General features: G+C 70.4%; 20 protein-coding genes. 8 read left to right on the top strand and 12 right to left on the bottom strand.

Annotated elements, in window-relative coordinates; all coding sequences use genetic code 11:
• Nucleotides 1-492: HNH endonuclease signature motif containing protein (locus JOB34_RS16565; protein WP_208053736.1), on the top strand; the 492-nt coding region annotated here is incomplete at its 5' end.
• Between the two features lie 23 nt (nt 493-515).
• A complete protein-coding gene (locus JOB34_RS16560; RefSeq protein WP_347813909.1) occupies nt 516-1,421 on the top strand; it encodes an alpha/beta hydrolase in 906 nt (301 codons plus the stop codon).
• Nucleotides 1,422-1,505: 84 nt separating this feature from the next.
• Here JOB34_RS16560 and JOB34_RS16555 read toward each other — a convergent pair whose 3' ends face one another.
• Nucleotides 1,506-2,906: a PQQ-binding-like beta-propeller repeat protein gene (locus tag JOB34_RS16555; protein ID WP_208053735.1), complete on the bottom strand. Its 1,401-nt coding sequence runs from the start codon at nt 2,904-2,906 to the stop codon at nt 1,506-1,508.
• A gap of 89 nt (nt 2,907-2,995) precedes the next feature.
• The gene (locus JOB34_RS16550) at nt 2,996-3,562 is read right to left on the bottom strand and encodes a TetR/AcrR family transcriptional regulator (protein WP_208053734.1); all 567 of its coding nucleotides are present in this window, start codon (nt 3,560-3,562) and stop codon (nt 2,996-2,998) included.
• A gap of 110 nt (nt 3,563-3,672) precedes the next feature.
• Between JOB34_RS16550 and JOB34_RS16545 the strand changes: the two genes are divergently transcribed.
• A complete protein-coding gene (locus JOB34_RS16545; protein ID WP_208053733.1) occupies nt 3,673-4,572 on the top strand; it encodes an SDR family oxidoreductase in 900 nt (299 codons plus the stop codon).
• On the opposite strand, the gene JOB34_RS16540 is transcribed toward JOB34_RS16545, so the two are convergent.
• Genes JOB34_RS16540 through hrcA form a run of 8 tightly spaced genes read right to left on the bottom strand, consistent with a single transcriptional unit; the run spans nt 4,562 to nt 12,115 of the window.
• Nucleotides 4,562-5,314, bottom strand: coding sequence for a class I SAM-dependent methyltransferase (locus JOB34_RS16540; protein ID WP_208053732.1), 753 nt, complete (start codon nt 5,312-5,314; stop codon nt 4,562-4,564). The genes JOB34_RS16545 and JOB34_RS16540 overlap by 11 nt on opposite strands.
• A gap of 4 nt (nt 5,315-5,318) precedes the next feature.
• Nucleotides 5,319-6,230: a GTPase Era gene (gene era, locus JOB34_RS16535; protein WP_208053731.1), complete on the bottom strand. Its 912-nt coding sequence runs from the start codon at nt 6,228-6,230 to the stop codon at nt 5,319-5,321.
• Nucleotides 6,227-7,552 carry a hemolysin family protein gene (locus JOB34_RS16530; protein WP_208053730.1) on the bottom strand — a complete coding sequence of 442 codons (1,326 nt, stop codon included), beginning with the start codon at nt 7,550-7,552 and terminating at the stop codon, nt 6,227-6,229. Before JOB34_RS16530 ends, era begins: the two co-directional genes overlap by 4 nt.
• A gap of 7 nt (nt 7,553-7,559) precedes the next feature.
• Entirely contained in the window at nt 7,560-8,051 is a 492-nt protein-coding gene (ybeY, locus tag JOB34_RS16525) for an rRNA maturation RNase YbeY (protein WP_208053729.1), read from the bottom strand.
• Complete coding sequence (locus JOB34_RS16520) at nt 8,048-9,091, bottom strand: PhoH family protein (protein ID WP_208053728.1); 1,044 nt, start codon at nt 9,089-9,091, stop codon at nt 8,048-8,050. Before JOB34_RS16520 ends, ybeY begins: the two co-directional genes overlap by 4 nt.
• 49 nt (nt 9,092-9,140) lie before the next feature.
• Nucleotides 9,141-9,887: a 16S rRNA (uracil(1498)-N(3))-methyltransferase gene (locus JOB34_RS16515; RefSeq protein ID WP_208053727.1), complete on the bottom strand. Its 747-nt coding sequence runs from the start codon at nt 9,885-9,887 to the stop codon at nt 9,141-9,143.
• Nucleotides 9,888-9,891: 4 nt separating this feature from the next.
• Complete coding sequence (dnaJ, locus tag JOB34_RS16510) at nt 9,892-11,016, bottom strand: molecular chaperone DnaJ (RefSeq protein ID WP_347813908.1); 1,125 nt, start codon at nt 11,014-11,016, stop codon at nt 9,892-9,894.
• Nucleotides 11,017-11,074: 58 nt separating this feature from the next.
• Complete coding sequence (gene hrcA / locus JOB34_RS16505; protein WP_208053726.1) at nt 11,075-12,115, bottom strand: heat-inducible transcriptional repressor HrcA; 1,041 nt, start codon at nt 12,113-12,115, stop codon at nt 11,075-11,077.
• A 120-nt stretch (nt 12,116-12,235) separates the two neighbouring features.
• Here hrcA and JOB34_RS16500 point away from each other — a divergent pair, with 120 nt between their 5' ends.
• Genes JOB34_RS16500 through nadC form a run of 5 tightly spaced genes read left to right on the top strand, consistent with a single transcriptional unit; the run spans nt 12,236 to nt 17,401 of the window.
• Nucleotides 12,236-13,111 (top strand): DUF3097 domain-containing protein, encoded by an 876-nt coding sequence (locus tag JOB34_RS16500; RefSeq protein ID WP_208053725.1) that lies wholly within the window; start codon nt 12,236-12,238, stop codon nt 13,109-13,111.
• A complete protein-coding gene (locus JOB34_RS16495; RefSeq protein ID WP_347813907.1) occupies nt 13,108-14,016 on the top strand; it encodes a hypothetical protein in 909 nt (302 codons plus the stop codon). Before JOB34_RS16500 ends, JOB34_RS16495 begins: the two co-directional genes overlap by 4 nt.
• A 30-nt stretch (nt 14,017-14,046) precedes the next feature.
• On the top strand, nt 14,047-15,078 hold the full coding sequence (gene nadA / locus JOB34_RS16490; RefSeq protein ID WP_347813906.1) for a quinolinate synthase NadA: 1,032 nt from the start codon (nt 14,047-14,049) through the stop codon (nt 15,076-15,078).
• On the top strand, nt 15,078-16,520 hold the full coding sequence (locus JOB34_RS16485) for an FAD-binding protein (RefSeq protein WP_208053723.1): 1,443 nt from the start codon (nt 15,078-15,080) through the stop codon (nt 16,518-16,520). Before nadA ends, JOB34_RS16485 begins: the two co-directional genes overlap by 1 nt.
• Nucleotides 16,517-17,401: a carboxylating nicotinate-nucleotide diphosphorylase gene (gene nadC / locus JOB34_RS16480; protein ID WP_208053722.1), complete on the top strand. Its 885-nt coding sequence runs from the start codon at nt 16,517-16,519 to the stop codon at nt 17,399-17,401. The genes JOB34_RS16485 and nadC overlap by 4 nt, the downstream gene beginning before the upstream one ends.
• 66 nt (nt 17,402-17,467) lie before the next feature.
• On the opposite strand, the gene hemW is transcribed toward nadC, so the two are convergent.
• The gene (gene hemW, locus JOB34_RS16475; protein ID WP_208053721.1) at nt 17,468-18,712 is read right to left on the bottom strand and encodes a radical SAM family heme chaperone HemW; all 1,245 of its coding nucleotides are present in this window, start codon (nt 18,710-18,712) and stop codon (nt 17,468-17,470) included.
• A gap of 61 nt (nt 18,713-18,773) precedes the next feature.
• The gene (locus tag JOB34_RS16470; RefSeq protein WP_208053720.1) at nt 18,774-19,253 is read right to left on the bottom strand and encodes a hotdog fold domain-containing protein; all 480 of its coding nucleotides are present in this window, start codon (nt 19,251-19,253) and stop codon (nt 18,774-18,776) included.
• Nucleotides 19,254-19,262 lie beyond the last annotated feature (9 nt).

Here is a 19,262-nt window from a genome sequence, read left to right as displayed (position 1 = left end):
TGGACCTGCGACGGGCTCGTGCAGCCCGTCTGGGAAACCGGCGGCACCCCCGTCAACGTGGGCCGCGCCCACCGCATCGTCCCGCGCCGCACCCGACGCCTCGTCGAAGACCGTGACCGCGGCTGCGCCTACCCCGGCTGCGCAGCGATCCACCACCTGGAATGCCACCACATCACCCACTGGGCCGACGGCGGCACCACGAACATCACCAACCTGATCAGCCTGTGCCCCCACCACCACGACCGCCACCACACCGGCGACTACACCATCCACCCCGAACCTGGCAGACCCGGCAGACCCGCACGGTTCCGATTCGCCACCCGCCACGGCCACCCCATCGAACCCACCGTCGCCACCCCACCCGACAGCCCCGAACCCACGGCACCACCGCGCTACACCGGCCCCACCAACGAGATCCTGCACCTGGACCAAATCCGATTCCGCCGCCGAGATCGCCCCGAGCCGACGGACAATGGCGACACATCGAGCTGACTCATCACAACGAAAGGTTCGCCGTGACCCAGAGCCTGTCCCCCGCCGTGCCCGGGGCCGAGCACCACACGGCTGCCGTCGCCGGCACCGAGATTCACTACGTCACGGCCGGCACCAGCGGCGAGCCGATTCTGCTCGTGCACGGCTTCCCTGAGACTTGGTGGGCGTTCCACAAACTGCTGCCCCTGCTGGCGACCGAGCACCGGGTCATAGCTGTCGACCTGCCGGGCATCGGCGACTCCGCCGCCGACGACTCCGATTTCGGCAGCGTGCTGGCCGCCAGGGCGCTGCACGAGCTGATCGCTCAACTCGGCTGGGGTCCGGTCCACCTCACCGGCCAAGACATCGCCGGCAACACCGTCTTCCGTCTCGCGGCCACCTACCCCGACGACGTCCTCAGCCTCACCGCGATCGAGACGGGCCTCAGCGGCTTCGGATGGGAACGCTTCGCCGACGTCGCCCACGGTGGCGCCTGGCACGTCGGCGCGTTGGCCACCCCCGGCATCGCTGAATTCGTCTTCACCGGTCGATTCCGTGAGTACGCCGCCCGGCTCTGGTATCCGCACCTCACGCTCGTGCCCGACGCCGTCACCGACACCGACCTGGACGAATTCACCCGCACCTACGAGCGGCCCGATGCCTGGCGCGGCATCCACGGGCTCTACGCCTCCGCGCTCACCGAGGGCGATGACATCAAGGCTCTGGCCGAGAGCAACTCCCTCCGGGTCCCGGTACTGGCAGTGGGTGCCATGAGCCACCCCTCCACCGCCGAGACGATGCGGCGAGCCGTGTCGACCGACGTCACCGTCGTCCACCTCGAATCGGTCGGTCACCACCCGGCGCTGGAAGCTCCCGAAGCACTCGCCAGCGCGCTCGAGGCATTCATCGCGGGTGTCGGATCCTCGAAGTCGACGCCAGGCTCGACCTGAGAGCGAGGACGGACGCCCGGGTCAGGGGGTGTCCGGATCCCGGCGGCCGCGGAGACCCCCGGTGCAGCGCCACGAGTGACGCGCTCAGTCGAACGCCGTGACGCCGGTCGCCGTCGGCACGAGCATCATCCCCGGGAGCGCGCTGGGCGACTCGAAGACCGGGAGATCGGCGCCGACGTCGGCCGTTCCCACCCTCACCCCCGTGGACGGGTCGTAACCGACCACCTTGCCCTCGTCGGAGTTCAGCGCCCAGACGGTGCCGGCCAACACGACCGGCGAACTGTCTGCGCCGGAGAGCAACCGGCCCCGGGACCGCTGCGCGATGTCGACGACCTGGATGCCGCCACCCCGACAGGGCACGAAGAGCTTCTGGGTGCGCGCGTCGTATGCCGGTCCACCGTCGGGATCGCTGCCGCAGATATGCGCGACCTTCGCGACCAGCGTGAGGTCACTCGCGCGCAGCAGGAAGCCGATGTCGGTCTTGCCGACCGCGAACACCAAGCCACCCGGGAGCAGCACCGGGTTCGCCGTGGACAGGTCCTCGTCCCCGCCCGCCACGACGTCCTTGTACGACGCGAGGGGCTTCAACGCGGCGTCGAGTTTGATGACGCTCTCGGTGTACTTCTTCGGATCGGGACCCCCTTGCGGCGGATCGGGATTGGCGTTCCCGGAGGTGACGAAGATGTTGCCGCCCGCATCGACCGCGGGGGCGCCTCCGGACTGCCAGATCGCTCCGCCCTCCCCGTCGGAAGCCACCTCGAACGACGTCGGGTCACCGGGGTGTTGCGCGTCGATCGAGACGACCCACCCGTGATAGTTCCCGCAGTCGCCGGAGTTGCCGCCGTAGGACACGATCACCCGGCCCCCGCTGAATGCCAGCCCGGCCCGCTGCAGGAGGTGGATCGCCTGCTGGCCACCGCTGAGTGGAGGATCGGCGCGTACGTCGACCCGCACCGCGCCGCTCGCAGCGTCGAGACCGAAGAGCTGGTGGTGCACCGACCCGTTGCCGTCGTCGATCTCGGCGACGACGTAGATCGTGCCGGTCGCGGCATCGATCACGGGCGTGCTCGTGATGCCGAGCGGGTCGATGTTGCCGCACCCCGAACGCCCGGCGACGTCGGTGAGCGGTCGACCGAGAGTCCGCGACCACACCACACGGCCGGTCGAGGGATCCAGCGCGACCACCCTGTTCTTCTCGGTGGCAGCGAGCACGTGGCCGCCGAAGACGAGCGCCTGACCGCGTACGGCGCCGCCGAGGTCGGCGGACCAGGTCTTGTGCGGCGACCGGCGCGGCACGCCGTACGCCACGGCTGCCTGTCGCGATCCACTCGCGTGATAGCTCAGCCAGGTGCTGGTTCTCGTAGGAAACGACGAGCCGGTCGTCGACGTCGACGTCGGCGCTGACGTCGGGGCGATCGCTCCCGAGGTGGTCTCGTGACCTGCCGGACCCTGTGTGCTGCACGCTGCCAATGCGGCGGCGGTCATCGCCGCACCGAGGACGACGGATCTCGCCCTCGCACCGGTGCTACGGGATCCCGTCACGCACTCATTCACTCACGGCGTCGCCCGCCCCGTCAGGAGGTTGCGGTCACGACCTTCAGCTCGCCCAGACACTCCTCGATCACGCGAGCGAAGTCCAGGTCCGTGGGGGCTTCCTGCCAGCGTTCGAAGGCGACCTTGAAGACCGCGATCCCTGCCTCCGCGGCAAGGCTCGCGGCCGGCTCGGTGACCCCCTTCGACCGCAGCGTCGCCGCGATGGCCGACGCGAGCGAGGCCAGCTTCACCAGCTCACGCTCGCGCAGGTCGTCGTGCGCGGTGATGACGTCCTGGCGGCGGCTCGCGAAGGCCCCACGCTCCTGCAGGAACGGCGCCACCACGGCCAGGGCGGCGGCCACGGCATCCATCGGTGCGGTGGCCGCCGGGGTGGCCGACACCGCGCTGACGAACAACTCCTGCAGCTCACCCGCCCCGGAGAAGAGCACCTCCCGCTTGTCGGCGAAGTACCGGAAGAAGGTGCGCTCGGTCAGCCCCGCCCGGGACGCGATCTCGGCGACGGTCGTCTGCTCGAAACCGCGCTCCAGGAAGAGCTCCATCGCGGCCTGTTCGAGCCGCTCGCGCGCCCCCGGCTCCCATCGACCCATGACGGGATCCTAGGTGATGACAGTTGCTGACATGCAGTGCTACCGTTGATGACAGCAACTGACATCAACTCTCTGCGGTGCGCCGCGGGTTCGACCGGAGGTTCTCCCCTATGCGCGTATTCGTCACCGGTGCATCCGGATGGATCGGTTCCGCCCTTGTCGCCGAGCTGCTCGCCGCAGGTCACGACGTGGTCGGGTTGGCACGGTCGGACACGTCGGCCGCCGCCGTCACCGCCGCGGGCGCGCAGGTGCATCGTGGCGGCCTCGACGACCTGGACGCCCTGCACCAGGCCGCTGCCGGGTCCGACGGGGTGGTCCACACGGCGTTCAAGCACGACATCGCCTTCACCGGCGACTTCCAGGGCGCGGCCGACGCCGACCAGCGTGCGATCGAGGCCATGGGCGAGGCGCTCAAGGGTTCGGACCGCCCCCTCGTGATCGCCTCAGGACTTCTCGGCCTGCGGCCGGGAGCCGTTGCGACAGAGGACTTCTCGCCGGACCCGAGTAGCTCGCCCCGGATGGGCACGGAGCAGCGGACACTGGCACTGGCGTCGCAGGGGGTCCGCTCATCGGCCGTGCGCCTCTCGCCGACCGTGCACGGCGACGGCGACCATGGCTTCATGTCCACCTTGGTGCAGATCGCTCGAGACCGGGGATTCTCCGCCTACCTGGACGATGGACCCAACCGCTGGCCGGCCGTGCATCGGCTCGATGCCGCGCACCTGTTCCGACTCGCACTGGAGAAGGCCCCAGCCGGATCCGCGCTGCACGGCGTGAGCGAGGAGGGCGTGACCACACGGGCGATCGCCGAGGCCATCAGCCGCGGTCTCGGACTGCCGGTCAGGTCCATCACCCCCGACGACGCCGAGCGCCACTTCGGATGGATCGGCGCCCTGTTCGGCATGGATTCACCGGCCTCGTCGGCCATCACCCGCGACCTGCTCGCATGGACACCCACCCATCAGGGTCTGATCGCCGACCTGGACGAGGGTCACTACTTCAGCGCCTGACGCGGCCCAGGTCCTGCTGGCGGCGGACCGCGATGTACTTGTCGTCGATCTCCTCGATGGAGAACTTCCCGATCGGGATCTCGGACAGGATCAGTTCCTCGTCCAGCCCGAACGGCGTGACGCGCGTGCGCACCGATCGCACCTGCTCGCCGTCCCGCAGCACCAGATACGTGTTGGTGATCTCCACCCGGCCGTCGCCGGCGGGGTGCGCCTCGAACCAGCGCTGGTACTCGTGGTGGCCCATCGTGGCCGACTTCACCAGATGCCGCTCGACCGGCCCGTTGGGCACGCCGCCGTACGAGCGGCTCATCAGAATGGGCGCGCCGGGAGCCAGGACGTCGGCCATCCGGGTCCAGAACGCGTCGCGCGCCCGTCCACCGAGGAAGTAGATGACGTTGAAGAGCAGCGCCCCGCCGCAGTTCGGAGGGAGCCACACGTCGAGGATCGACTCCGCGAGCACCGTGGTGCGCGAACGCATCTCGGCGCGCTCGGCCACCCGCAGCATCAGCAGCGATCGGGTCAGCGGATCGGGTTCGACGGCGAGGATCTCGGCGATCGGGAAACGATCGGCCAGCGCGACGGTCGTGAGTCCGCTGCCGCAACCGATGTCGATCAGCGGCCGGTCGCCGATGAACGCCGCCTGCTCCCAAGGGATCCCGAAGAGGTAGTCCGACTCCTCGTCGATGGGCAGCCGCAGGGTGTCACCGAACTCCGCCCAGGCGGCGTTGTCGTCGTCGGCCATCCCGTCAGAAGCCCAGCTTCGACAGCTGGTTGGGGTCGCGCTGCCAATCCTTGGCGATCTTCACGTGCAGGTCGAGGTAGACCCGTTGGCCGAGCACCCGCTCGATCTCGACGCGGGCGTTCGTGCCGACCTCGCGCAACCGCGCGCCGGCGCGTCCGATGATGATCGCCTTCTGGCTATCCCGCTCGACGTAGACGTTGACGCGTACGTCGAGCAGCTCCTTGCCGGGAGCGCGCCCCTCGCGGGGCACCATCTCCTCGACCACGACGGCGAGGCTGTGCGGCATCTCGTCGCGCACACCCTCCAGGGCGGCCTCGCGCACCAGCTCGGCGATCATGACCAGCTGCGGCTCGTCGGTGATGACGTCGTCGGGGTAGAGCTGCGGGGACTCCGGCAGGTGCTTCATCAGCACCTCGCGCACCACGTCTACCTGCTCGTCCTTGATCGCCGAGCACGGCACGATGTCGTCCCACTCCCCCAGCGCATCGATCGCCATCAGGTGCTGCGCCACCCGGTCCCGATTGACGGTGTCGATCTTGGTCGCGATGGCCACGATCGGCCGGCGCCGACCGCGTCGGATCTCGGCGAGCTCACGGGCGATGAACTGGTCGCCCGGTCCGATGCGCTCGTCTGCGGGCAGGCAGAAGCCGATCACGTCGACGTCGAGCAACGTCTCGCGCACCACGTCGTTCAGCCGCTTGCCGAGCAGCGTGCGGGGCTTGTGCAGCCCCGGCGTGTCGACCAGGATCAGCTGCGCCGACTCCGTGTTCGAGATCCCTCGGATCGGGTGGCGCGTCGTCTGGGGCTTGCTCGAGGTGATGGCCACCTTGCTGCCGACCAGTGCATTGGTGAGGGTCGATTTGCCCGCGTTCGGCCGCCCCACCAGGGCGGCGAATCCCGCCCGGTATGCCGTCACGATGCTCTCTCTTCCACTCGGTGCGCCCCGCCGTCGGCTGATTGTGTCGCACCGGCGTCGTCACGATCGGAGGCGGCCAACCGCTCCACCACCAGGGTGGCCAGCTGATGACGTCGTCCGGCCATCCGTTCGGCGGTCATCCGCAGGTCGCCCAGGTCGGCGGTCGCGCCAGGGATCGGCACCCGGCCGACCAGTTTGGTGAGCAGGCCGCCCACCGTGTCGACGTCGTCCTCCTCGATCGTGATGTCGAAGTGCTCGGCGAAGTCGTCGACCGACATGCGGGCCGGCACGCGAATCCGGCCGTCGTCCAGATTCTCCAGTCCCGGTGTCGCACGGTCGTATTCGTCGTCGATCTCGCCGACGACCTCTTCGACGATGTCCTCGAGGGTGACCAGCCCGGCCGTGCCGCCGTACTCGTCGATGACGATGGCGAAGTGCCGGCGGGCCACCTGCATCTCGCGCAGCAGGTCATCGACCGGTTTGCTGTCGGGGACGAAGGCGACGTCGCGCATCACCGACGCGCACGGCGACTGTGCGTCGACGCGCCCGTCGATCAGGCGTCCCGCGACATCCTTGAAGTAGAGGACGCCCTCGATCTCGTCCGGGCTCCCGTCCACCACCGGGATGCGCGAGAAACCGGAGCGCTGGAAGAGCGACATCGCCTGACGCATCGTCTTGGCCCGGTCGATGGTGATCATGTCCGTACGCGGCACCATCAGCTCGCGTGCCAGCGTGTCCCCCAGCTCGAAGACCGAGTGGATCATCTTGCGCTCGTCGGCCTCGATGAGTTCTGAATCCGTCGCCAGGTCGACGTATTCACGCAACTCGGCCTCGGAGTCGAAGGGCCCGTCGCGGAACCCGCGTCCGGGGGTCACGGCGTTGCCGAGCGACACGAGCAGGTGCGCCACCGGACCCATCAGGGTGCGCAGCCAGAGCACGACCGGAGCGACGGCCAGCGAGATCGCCTCACCGTGCTGACGCCCCAGCGTGCGCGGTGACACGCCCACGAGCACGAACGACATCACGGCCATCAGGCCGATGGCGACCACCAGCCGCGCCCACAGGGAACTCACGACGTCGCTGACCGCGATCGTCACCAGCACGGCCGCCGTCGCCTCGGCGAGCACGCGCAGCAGGGCCAGCACCATCGCGACGGCGCCGCTGTCCTTGACCAGCTCGAGCAGCGCCGGGGCCCCGCGGCGGTGCTCCTCCACGAGGGTCTCGACGTGATGCACCCCCATCCGGCTCACGGCCGACTCGGTCGCGGCGAACACGAATCCCGCCGACACCGAGAGCAGCGCGCAGACCAGCAGCAGGGTCACGGCGCGGTCACTCCCCGGACGGCGGGGAGATGCTGGCCGCGGGGCGGTCACGCGAGGCGAGGAACGTCAGCAGCAGCACGCGCTGCAGCTCGAACATCTCGCGTCGCTCGTCCGGCTCCGCGTGGTCGTAGCCGAGCAGGTGCAGCAGTCCGTGCACCGTGAGGAGCAGCAGCTCCTCCTCGGTCGTGTGTCCGGCCTCGGCCGCCTGCTTCGCCGCGACGGTGGGGCACAGCACGAGATCGCCGAGCACGCCCTCGACGGGTTCGTCCCCGCCCCGATTCGGCCGCAACTCATCCATCGGGAAGCTCATCACGTCGGTCGGCCCCGGCAGGTCCATCCACTGCACGTGCAGCACTTCCATGGCCTGCTCGTCGACGACCCGCACGCACAGATCGGCCTGCGGATGCACGCCGAACTCCCCCATCACGTACGTCGCGCAGGCGTGCAGCTCATCGAGGTCGATGTCGCTCTCGGTCTCGTTGAGCAGGTCGATGCTCACGGACGGCCCTTGGACCCACCGGGCGATCGTCGGATCCCGCCGGGATGGGCGTCGTGCTCGTCGTAGGCCTGCACGATCGCGCTGACCAACCGGTGGCGCACGACGTCGTGCGCGCTCAGATAGGAGAAGTGCACGTCGTCGACCCCGTCGAGGATGCCCTGCACGACCCGCAGACCGGAGCTCGTGCCGCCGGGCAGGTCGACCTGGGTGACGTCGCCGGTGACGACCATTTTGGAGCCGAAACCGAGCCGGGTGAGGAACATCTTCATCTGCTCGGCAGAGGTGTTCTGCGCCTCGTCCAGGATGATGAACGCGTCGTTGAGGGTGCGTCCGCGCATGTAGGCCAGTGGCGCCACCTCGATGGTGCCGGATGCCATCAGGCGAGCCATCGAGTCGGGGTCGACCATGTCGTGCAGCGCGTCGTAGAGCGGGCGCAGGTAGGGGTCGATCTTGTCGGTGAGCGTGCCGGGCAGGAAGCCGAGCCGCTCACCGGCCTCGACCGCGGGCCGGGTCAGGATAATCCGGTTGACCTCCTTGGCCTGCAGCGCCGCGACCGCCTTGGCCATCGCCAGATAGGTCTTGCCGGTGCCGGCGGGTCCGATGCCGAAGACGATGGTGTTGGTGTCGATGGCGTCGACGTACTGCTTCTGCCCCAGGGTCTTGGGCCGGATGGTGCGGCCGCGGTTGCTCACGATGTTCATCGTCAGCACGTCGGCGGGCCGTTCGTTGGCGTTGGAGCGCAGCATGCCGATCGAGCGCTCCACGGCGTCCCGGTTGAGCGGCTGACCGTTGTCGATGATGACGAGCAGCTCGTCGATCAGCTCTTCGACCAGCGCCATGTCGGCCGGGAGCCCCTCGAGGTGGAACTCGTTGCCGCGGACGTGGATCAGCAGGTTGGGAAAGGAGCGCTCGATGGTGCGCAGCAACTCGTCCCGCGGGCCGAGGAGGGTGACCATGGCCACGTCGGGCGGGATCTGCACGGTGTGGCCGGCCCTCACGGGCTGACCGATCTGCTCGGCGGGGCGGTCCTGTTCTGTCATTGTGTGGCCATTCTACGGGCGTGATCCGGCCTGGATCGACCCGAATTGCTCACCAGCGCAACCGCGCGGACAGCACCGCGAGCGCGGCAGGACCAGCTGTCGAGCTGCGCAGGACGGACGGACCGAGGCGTACGACGTCGGCGCCGGCCGCGACGAGGCTCGCGCGCTCCTGGTCGCTCACCCCGCCCTCCGGGCCCACCACCAGTGCGACCCGGTCGCCGTCACCCAGACCGTCGAGGTCCAGCGCGCCGATGGCGCTCGTCGCCTCCTCGTGAAGCAACACCACCCGCGCACCCGCCAGGCGATCTGCCAGCTGAGCGCTGGTGGCCAGCGGCTCGACCACCGGAAGCGTGGCCCGACGCGCCTGTTTCGCGGCGGCCGACACCACGCTCTCCCACTTGCGGTGCGAGCGGACGGCGCGGTCCCCGCGCCACTGCACGACGCATCGTTCGGCGGCCCACGGCACGACCGCGTCGACTCCCAGCTCGGTGGCCGCCTCGATCGCCAGCTCGTCCCGGCCGCCCTTGGCCAGCGCCTGCACCAGCACGAACCGGGGTCCGCGGGAATCGGGCCGCTCCAGCGCGTCGATGAGGACCGCCAGCATGTCGTCCTCGGCCGCGTCGACCCGACCTACGGCGACCACTCCGGACCCGTCGGACAGCTGCACCGGCTCCCCCGGCGCCATCCGGCGAACCCGCACGGCGTGGCGACCCTCCGGTCCCGTGAGTGTGATGACCGCGCCCGCGCTCGCCTGTGCCAGCGACCCGGGCTCGGCGTAGAACATCGGCGCGGTCACGGCGTCACTTCTGCTTGAACGCGTCGCGCAGCTTGCCCAGCAGGCCCTGGCCGACCGGCTGGAAATTGGCCTCGGGCGACTCCTCGCCACGCTCCTTGGCCAGCAGCCGCAGCAACTCCTCCTGCTGGGTGTCCAGGCGGGTCGGCGTCCGCACGTTGGCGTGCACGAGCAGGTCACCGCGCACCCCCGAGCGCAACCTGGTGACGCCGAGCCCCTTCAGCGTGATGACGTCACCGGGCTGGGTGCCCACGCGGATGCCCACCTCGCGGACTCCGTCGAATGTCTCCAGGGGCAGCTCGGTGCCCAGCGCCGCCGCGGTCATCGGCAGCTCGACCGAGCAGTGCAGGTCATCGCCCTGTCGCTGGAAGGTCGCGTGCTTGCGCACCCGGACCTCGATGTAGAGGTCGCCGGCCGGGCCGCCGCCGGGGCCGACCTCGCCCTCGCCGGTGAGCTGGATGCGGGTGCCGGTGTCGACGCCCGCGGGCACCTTGATCGTGATGGTGCGACGGTCGCGCACCCGGCCCTCGCCGGAGCACTCGAAGCACGGGTCGGTGATGACCTCACCGAAACCGCGGCACGCGGCGCAGGGGCGGGTCGTCATGACCTGACCGAGGAAGGAGCGCTGCACCTGCTGCACCTGGCCGGCGCCGCGGCACACGTCGCAGGTGCGCTTGCCGGTGCCGGCGCGGGCGCCGCTTCCCTCACACGTGTGACAGACGGCCGCAGTGTCGAAGGTGATGTCCTCCTCGCTGCCGAAGACCGCTGTCCGCAGGTCCACGTCGACGGGGATGAGCGCGTCCTGGCCGCGTTGGGCGCGCGAGCGCGGGCCGCCACCGCCGGCAGCCGTGCCGCCGAAGAACGCGTCCATGATGTCGCTGAAGGAGAATCCCTGGCCGAAGCCGGCGGCACCCTGGCCGCCGTACGGGTCCTGACCCATGTCGTACGACGACTTCTTCGTGGGGTCCGACAGCACGTCGTACGCCTGGGAGACGGCCTTGAACTCCTCGGACGCCTCGTCACCGGGGTTGACGTCCGGGTGCAGCTTGCGGGCGAGGCGGCGGTAGGCGCGCTTGATCTCTTCCGGGCTGGCGTCCCGTGAGACGCCGAGGACGGAGTAGTAGTCGTTCACGAAAATCCTTGTCAGCTGGTCGTCTTCAAGCAGTACATGGCCGGTAGCGAACCGGCGGTCAGCGTTGGTCGAGAATCTCGGACACGTAGCGCGCGACCGCTCGCACGGCCGCCATCGTGCTGGGGTAGTCCATCCGGGTCGGACCGAGGACGCCGAGCCCGGCGGTCGAATCCGCTCCATACGTGGAACTGACCACCGAGGCGCCGCGCAGTCCGTCGACGGTGTTCTCGGCGCCGATGCGCACGGCCACCGAATCGCCGGACACGCTGCTCGTCAGACTCATCTGTCCGAGTAAACGCAGCAGGACCACATGTTCTTCCAGCGCCTCGAGCACGGGGCCGATCGTCATCGGGAAGTCGCTGACGGATCGGGCCAGGTGAGCGGTGCCCGCCAGCGCGACCCGTTCCTCCCGCTGCTGGGCCAGGGCGTCGGCCAGAACGGCGATCACCAGACCCGCGGTCTCGCGATGCTCGGGGGCGATGCGGTCGATGACCGCCGGCAGCAGACGAATGCCCTCGGACCAAGTCGCGCCGGCGACGGCCTCGTTGACCCGATCGCGCAGGGTCCGAAGCAACTGCTGACCGGCCTCGGTGACCAGGTCGACGTCCACCTGCACGATGCGCTGCTCGACCCGCCCGTTGGACAGGATCACCACGGCCATCAGGCGGTCGCCGTCGAGGGAGACCAACTCGGTGTGCCGGATCGTCGCGGGGTTGAGCGAGGGGTACTGCATCACGGCGACCTGGTTGGTCAGCGACGACATCAGTCGTACCGTGCGGTCAACCACGTCGTCGAGATCGACGGCCTGTGCGAGGAAGGTCTGCACCGCGGCGCGCTCCGCCCGGGACATCGGCTTGATCTCGTTCAGTCGGTCGACGAACGCGCGGTAGCCGGCGTCGGTGGGCACCCGGCCGGCGGAGGTGTGCGGGGCGGTGATGAGCCCCTCTTCCTCCAGGACGGCCATGTCGTTGCGGACGGTGGCGGCGCTCACCCCGAGGCGGTGGCGGTCGAGCAGCGCCTTGGAACCCACGGGTTCGGACGTCGCGACGTAGTCCTGCACGATCGCGCGCAGCACGTGCTGGCGGCGTTCTTCGCTCATGTCACCTCCCGAGACGGTGTCGGCTGGCACTCCACTTCGTCGAGTGCCAAGTCTACGTGCTCCGCGGCGCTGCGCGTGTCCTCCCTGCCGGCCTCGGCCGGGGGCCCCTACCCTCGTGCCGTGACCCCAGACCGCTACGGCGCCGACGTGCTCTCCGGTGACTGGCGCGCGCCCCGCCGCGGTCGGTCCGTGCCCCTCCCGGCCGAGGTCGGCGTCGTCGTCGAGGACGTCGAGACCGGCTGGTGCGGGGCCATCACCAGCGTGGAGAAGGCCGGTGGGATGCACGTGGTGCACCTGGAGGACCGGCGCGGACGCAGCAAGGCGTTCCCCCTCGGGCCGGGGTTCCTGGTTGACGGCAGACCGGTGGAGCTGGTGGCGGTGAAGGACACCACCGCGATCGACGCCACCCGCAATGCCGCCACCAGGACCGCCAGCGGCTCCCGTGCAGTGGCCGGGGTCACGGCCCGCGTCGCCGCCGGATCGCGCATCTTCGTCGAGGGCCGCCACGACGCAGAGCTGGTGGAGAAGGTCTGGGGCGACGACCTGCGGATCGAGGGGGTCGTGGTCGAGCTGCTCGAGGGCGTCGACGACCTGACGTCGGTGATCCGCGACTTCAAGCCGACCGCTCGACGCCGGATGGGCGTGCTCGTCGATCATCTGGTCCCCGGGACCAAGGAGGCCCGGATCGTCGCGGGGGCGATGGCGTCGCCGTACGCCGGAGAGCACGTCCTCGTCGTCGGCCACCCGTACATCGACGTGTGGCAGTCGGTGCGTCCCGAGCGGCTGGGCTGGCAGCAGTGGCCGGTGATCCCCCGCGGCCGGTCCTGGAAGCACGGGATCCTCGCCGAGCTCGGCTGGCCGCACGAATCCCAGGCCGACGTCGCGCGCGGGTGGAAGCAGATCCTCGCGACCGTGCGCACCTACGCCGACCTCCAGCCGGAGCTGCTCGGCCGGGTCGAGGAACTCATCGACTTCGTCACCGTGCCGTCGCCGTGAGCTCCTCCGGTCGCCCTGCCGTGGGGTTCCGCGCGGAGCTGGTCGCCGTCGTGGCCTCCGTGGGCGAGGACGGGCCGGCGGTGCTCGCCTCCGGCGACCCGCTGCAACTGCCCGCCGGGGAGCTGCGGGCCGACCACGACTCTCTGCAGGAGGGCGTGCGCGTCTTCGCCGCCGAGCAGACCGGGCACACGCTGGGCTACGTCGAGCAGCTCTACACGTTCGCCGACCTCGGACGCGGTGACGGCACCGGGCGGGTCATCTCGATCTCCTATCTCGGCCTGACCCGCGCCGACACCACCGCCGCCGAGTGGGCGGGCGCCTACACGTTGCTGCCCTGGGAGGACCGTCGCTCGGTCGGCACCGACCAGGAGCTCGTCGACGACCTGGCGCGGTGGGTGCGCGGTGTGCGAGGTGCCGCGCGGGAGGCGCGCGAGGAACGCCGCGAGCACCTCTTCGGAACCGGCTCGATGCCGTGGCGCCCCGAGCTGGCGCTGCAGCGGTACGAACTGCTCTGGGAGGCAGGCATCGTGGCCGAGTCGCCGCGCGCGAAGCAGGTGCGGGCGCAATCCGGTGTCGCGATGCTGCACGATCACCGCCGCATCGTCGCGACGGGGCTGTCCCGATTGCGATCGGCCCTGCAGTACCGGCCGGTGGTCTTCGAGCTGATGCCGCCGACGTTCACCCTCGGGCAGCTGCAGGACGTCGTGGAGGCCATCGCCGGGCAGGACGTGCACAAGCAGAACTTCCGCCGGCTGGTCGAACAGCAGCACCAGCTGGTCGAGCCCACCGGCGACCTCAGCCACGGGACAGGCGGGCGGCCCGCGCGCCGCTACCGCTTCCGGCGCGAGGTGTTCGCGGAGCGGGCGCAGGTGGGGACGAAGCTGCCGATCCCCCGCGGCCGCTGACGAACACGTAGCGGAGGTTGTCGAGCTCGAGTGTTATGCTCAGTCTCAGCATTTACTCACCAGGAGCATTACTCCCGCACCGTGACTGCGAAAGGCACCGAGATGACCACAGCGACGTACGAGAAGGTGCGGCACGTCATCCCCGAGGTCGAGTGGGCGACGTTCGAGCCCGACATCGAGGCGATCGAGCGGCTCAAGGTCGAGCACGACGCGGTGATCCTGGCGCACAACTACATGACGCCGGAGATCTACCACGGTGTCGCGGACATCGTCGGCGACTCCCTGGCCCTGGCGCGCGAGGCACAGCACGTACGCGCGGGCACCATCGTGCTGGCGGGCGTGCACTTCATGGCCGAGACCGCGAAGCTGCTGAACCCGGCCAAGCGGGTGCTGCTCCCGGACCTGCGATCCGGGTGCTCGCTGGCGGAGAGCATCACGCCCGAGCAGGTGCGCGCGCTGCGGGCGGAGCACCCCGGCGTCCCCGTGGTCACCTACGTCAACACCTCGGCCGCGATCAAGGCCGAGAGCGATATCTGCTGCACCTCCGGCAACGCCGTGCGGGTCATCGAGTCGCTCGGGGTCGACAAGGTGATCATGATCCCGGACCAGTACCTCGCGCGGAACGTCGCCGCGCGCACCGGCGTCGAGGTCATCACCCACCCCGGAGCGTGCGAGGTGCACGAGCGGTTCACGCCGCTGGACATCGCCGAGATCCGACAGGGCAACGAGGGCGTCGTCGTCCTTGCCCACCCCGAATGCCCGCCCGACGTGGTGCAGGCCGCGGACTACGCCGGCTCGACCGCCGACATGCAGGCGTACGTCGAGCGGCACCGTCCGGCGAAAGTCGCTCTCATCACCGAGTGCTCGATGTCGGACAACGTCGCTGCAGGCCACCCGGACATCGACTTCGTCCGCCCGTGCAACCTGTGCCCGCACATGAAGCGCAACACCCTGAGCGCCATCCGCGCGTCCCTCGAGCACGGCCGCCACGAGATCACCGTCGAGCCGTCACTGGAGGACGCCGCGCGGCTCTCGATCGAGCGCATGCTCGCGGTGTCGTGATGGGCACATCGACGGACAGCAGGCCGGTCGTCGTCGGTTCCGGGCTGGCCGGACTCACGGTCGCCCGGGCGCTCGCACCGGAACGCTGCATCCTGGTGACGCCGGACGACCTCACCGCCGGCGCGGCGAGCATGTGGGCGCAGGGCGGGATCGCGGCCGCCATCGGCGAGGACGACTCCCCCGAGCTGCACGCCGTCGACACCCGGCGCGCCGGGGCCGACCTCGGCGACGCGGGCACGATCGCCCGGATCACGGCGGCCGCGCCGGACGTCGTACGCCGCCTGCGCGCGCTGGGGGTGCCGTTCGACCTCGCCGCCGACCAGGCATTGGACCTCGCGCTCGAGGGTGGCCACTCGCGGCGGCGCATCGCGCATGCCGGCGACCGCAGCGGCGCCGCGATCACCCGCACGGTGGCCGGCCACGTGGCCACTCTCGACAGCGTCGAGATCCGCACCGGACTGCACGCCCGCGGCTTGGTGACCGACGGCGCCGGAAAGATCGCCGGTCTCGCGCTCGGGGCGGCCTCCGGCGCCGCGGTGACGATCGACACGGACCGGATCGTCCTCGCGACCGGCGGTCTCGGTGGGCTCTTCGCGCACACGACCAATCCGCGGACGGCACTCGGCCAGGGCATCGCGATGGCGTCCCGAGTCGGCGCCCGCACCGACGACCTGCACTTCGTGCAGTTCCATCCGACCGCCCTCGACGTCGGACTCGACCCCATGCCGCTGCTGACCGAGGCGCTGCGGGGCGCAGGCGCCGTGCTGCTCGCAGACGGTGCACGCTTCGTCGACGAGCTGCAGCCGCGCGACGTGGTCGCGGCCGCGGTCTGGGCGCAGGCCCAGTCCGGTCGGCGCGTGGTACTGGACGCGCGCGACGTACCCGACGTGCTGACCCGCTTCCCGGCCGTGGCCGACCTGGTGTCCGCAGCGGGCCTGGATCTTGCCTCCGACCTTCTGCCCGTCGCACCCGCGGTGCACTACGCGATGGGCGGGGTCACCGTCGACGCACGGTCGCGCACCAGCGTCCCCGGCCTCTGGGCGGTCGGTGAAGTGGCGCGCACCGGCCTGCACGGCGGCAACCGGCTGGCATCCAACTCGCTGCTCGAAGCTGTCGTGAGCGGTGAAGCCGCTGCCGCCGACCTGACCGGTGACACCTGGCGCGCCGGTGGCGACATGACCGCCGCCGATCGTGAGAGCCTGCGCGCCGCAGGCGAGGCTCCCGCCCCCGCGCTGGACGAGGTGCGGCAGGTGCTGGAGAGCAGCTGCGGGGTGCTGCGCACCGCGCACGACCTGCGCGCGGCCGTCGACCGGCTCGACGCGTGGACCCAGGACGACGCGGCGTACGTCGGGTGGCTCATCGCCCGCTCCGCGCTGGCCGACCCGCGCAGCGTCGGCGCCCACCGACGGGTCGACACCACCGCCGCCGGGAGCGCAGCGTGAGCACCGACCTCGCCCTCGTCGAGCTGATCCGGCGCGCGCTCCAGGAGGACCTCGACGGGGTCGGCGACGTCACCACGCAGGCAACGGTGCCGGCGGACGCCGTCGGCACGGCGTACGTCGTCGCGCGTCAACAGGGCGTGCTGTCCGGATCACGGTGCGTCGACACGGCATTCGATCTCGTCGATCCCCAGCTGCAAGTCGAGTGGAGCGCGAAGGACGGCGCGGAGGTCGCACCAGGACAGGTCGTCGCCACGGTGCGCGGCAGCGCCTGCTCGATCCTGACCGGCGAGCGCGTCGGACTCAATCTGCTGTCCCATCTGAGCGGCATCGCCACCCGCACGGCCGGCCTGGTGCGCCTGCTCGACGGCACCGGGGCGCGGATCGCCGACACCCGCAAGACGACGCCCGGCCTGCGGGCACTGCAGAAGCAGGCGGTGCGCGACGGCGGCGGCATCAACCACCGGTTCGGGCTCTTCGACGCGATCCTGGTCAAGGACAACCACATCGGACTCGGCGGTGGTCTGACACAGGTGCTGCGGCGGCTGGCCGAGCACGCCGGTCACCTCACCCGCGTGGAGATCGAGGTCGACGACCTCGACCAGTTGCGCCAGGTGCTGGCCTTCGACGCGGCCCGGCTGCGATCCGGTCACGCACCCGTGGTGCACGCCGTGCTGCTGGACAACATGGGCCCGGACCTGATCGCCGAGGGGGCCGCCCTGATCCGGGACCACCCCGCTCCGGTGACGGTCGAGGTCTCCGGAGGCGTGACCGAGGAGTCGGTGCGTGCGCTCGCGCAGGCGGGTGCCGACGTCATCTCCGTCGGGGCACTGACGCACAGCGTCACGGAGCTGGATTTCGGGCTCGACCTGCACGAGTCATAGATCGGTTGTCAGCACTTTCGGGGCGAAGCAGCCACGAAGACGCTGACAATCGGACGGGACGAGCCCTCAGAAGCCGAGCAGCCGGCGTACGACGGTGTCGGCGAGCAGCCGACCCCGCAGCGTGAGCACCACGCGCCGGTCCATCGGTCGCACCGCCGCCGCCGGCTCGACCAGCCCGTCAGCGATCAACCCCGCCATCGCCGTACGGCCTCGAGGAGCAAGCGAATCCAGCGGCAGTCCGTCGACCAGCCTGACGCCCAGCAGCACGGTCTCGTCGTAACGCTGCTCCTGCGTGAGCACCTCGCGGCCCGCCCCCGGTGAGATGCCGTCGGCCAGCCGACCGGCGTACGCCGTGGGGTGCTTGACGTTCCACCAGCGCACTCCGCCGACGTGGCTGTGCGCACCGGGTCCGATGCCCCACCAGTCGTCGCCGCGCCAGTAGCTCTCGTTGTGCCGGCAGCGTGCGTCCGGGCGGGCCGCCCAGTTGCTGATCTCGTACCACCCGTAGCCGGCTGCACCGAGCACCTCGTCGGCCAGCTCGTACTTGAGCGCCTCATCGTCGTCGGCCGGCATGGGGACGACGCCGCGGCGCACCTGCGCGGCGAGTTTGGTGCCCTGCTCCACGACGAGGGCGTACGCGCTCACGTGGTCCGGCGCCAGGGCCACCACCGTGTCGAGGCTGCGTCGCCAGTCCTGCAGCGACTCCCCCGGAGTCCCGTAGATCAGGTCCAGGCTCACCTGCAGCCCGGCATCCCTCGCGTAGGCCACCGCACGCTCGACGTTGGCCGGATCGTGGGTGCGGTCCAGGGTCGCCAGCACGTGCGGCACCGCAGACTGCATCCCCAGGCTGATGCGGGTGAAGCCGCCCGCGGCCAGCGTTCGGGCCACCTCGGGCGTGACCGTGTCCGGATTGGCCTCGGTCGTCACCTCGGCGCCCGGCGCCAGCCCGAAGCGGTCGCGCACCCCTTCCACCATCCGCACGAGGTCGTCTGCGGCGAGCATCGTGGGGGTACCACCACCAACGAAAATCGTTGTCACCGGTGCGGTTTCGCCGTCTGCACGCAGGACGCGGTCGGCGAGGTCGAGCTCGGAAAGTGCCGCGTCGGCGTACGAGCTCACCCCGGCGCCCTCCCCGGGCACACCCAGCTCGGTCAGCGTGTAGGTGTTGAAATCGCAGTAGCCGCAACGCACCCGGCAGAACGGCACGTGCAGGTAGACGCCGAACTGTCGGCTCCCCATGCCGGCGAGGGCCGAGCCGGGCAGGGATCCGTCGGTGGGGACGGGTTCGCCGTCGGGCAGGGCACTGGGCACCCCGCAATTGTCTCAGCGTCGAGCTGTGGCGCTTCCGGGGTCCCCGCGAAGTATCGGAGCGTTAGCGGAGAACTTCGTGGGGTCTGGCAGTGACCCAGACAGGGATGACGCCGCGGACGACCTCGGTGCCGTCGTCGACGAAGGCACTGCAGCGCACGTCCACCTGGAACGGCGGCTCGCCGGCCCAGTCGGACGGCTCGGTCCGCGCCTCGCAGCGCACGTCGGTGGGCACCTTGGCCAGGTAGTCCAATTCGATGCCCTTGGGAATCCAACGCATCCCCGCCGGCACGCTCGCCTCACAGAGCAGACCGAGCGCCGCCTCGAGCCCGTTCGCCACCGCGATCGCGTGCACCGTGCCGATGTGGTTCTGCACGGCACGACGCTTACGGATGCGCACCGAGGCGTGGTTCGGCGCCATCTGCGTCACGAACGGCCGCACGCTGGCGAAGTAGGGCGCCTTGAACGCGTAGGCGGTCGAGAAGACCCGCCGACCGAACGGTCGACCGGTCAGCCGCTGGTAGAGGTCGTAGGTCGAGGCCACGACCACATA

The organism is Allobranchiibius sp. GilTou38 (assembly GCF_017565325.1).
Taxonomy (GTDB): domain Bacteria; phylum Actinomycetota; class Actinomycetes; order Actinomycetales; family Dermatophilaceae; genus Allobranchiibius; species Allobranchiibius huperziae.
This window is presented reverse-complemented; position numbering and strand designations above follow the sequence as displayed.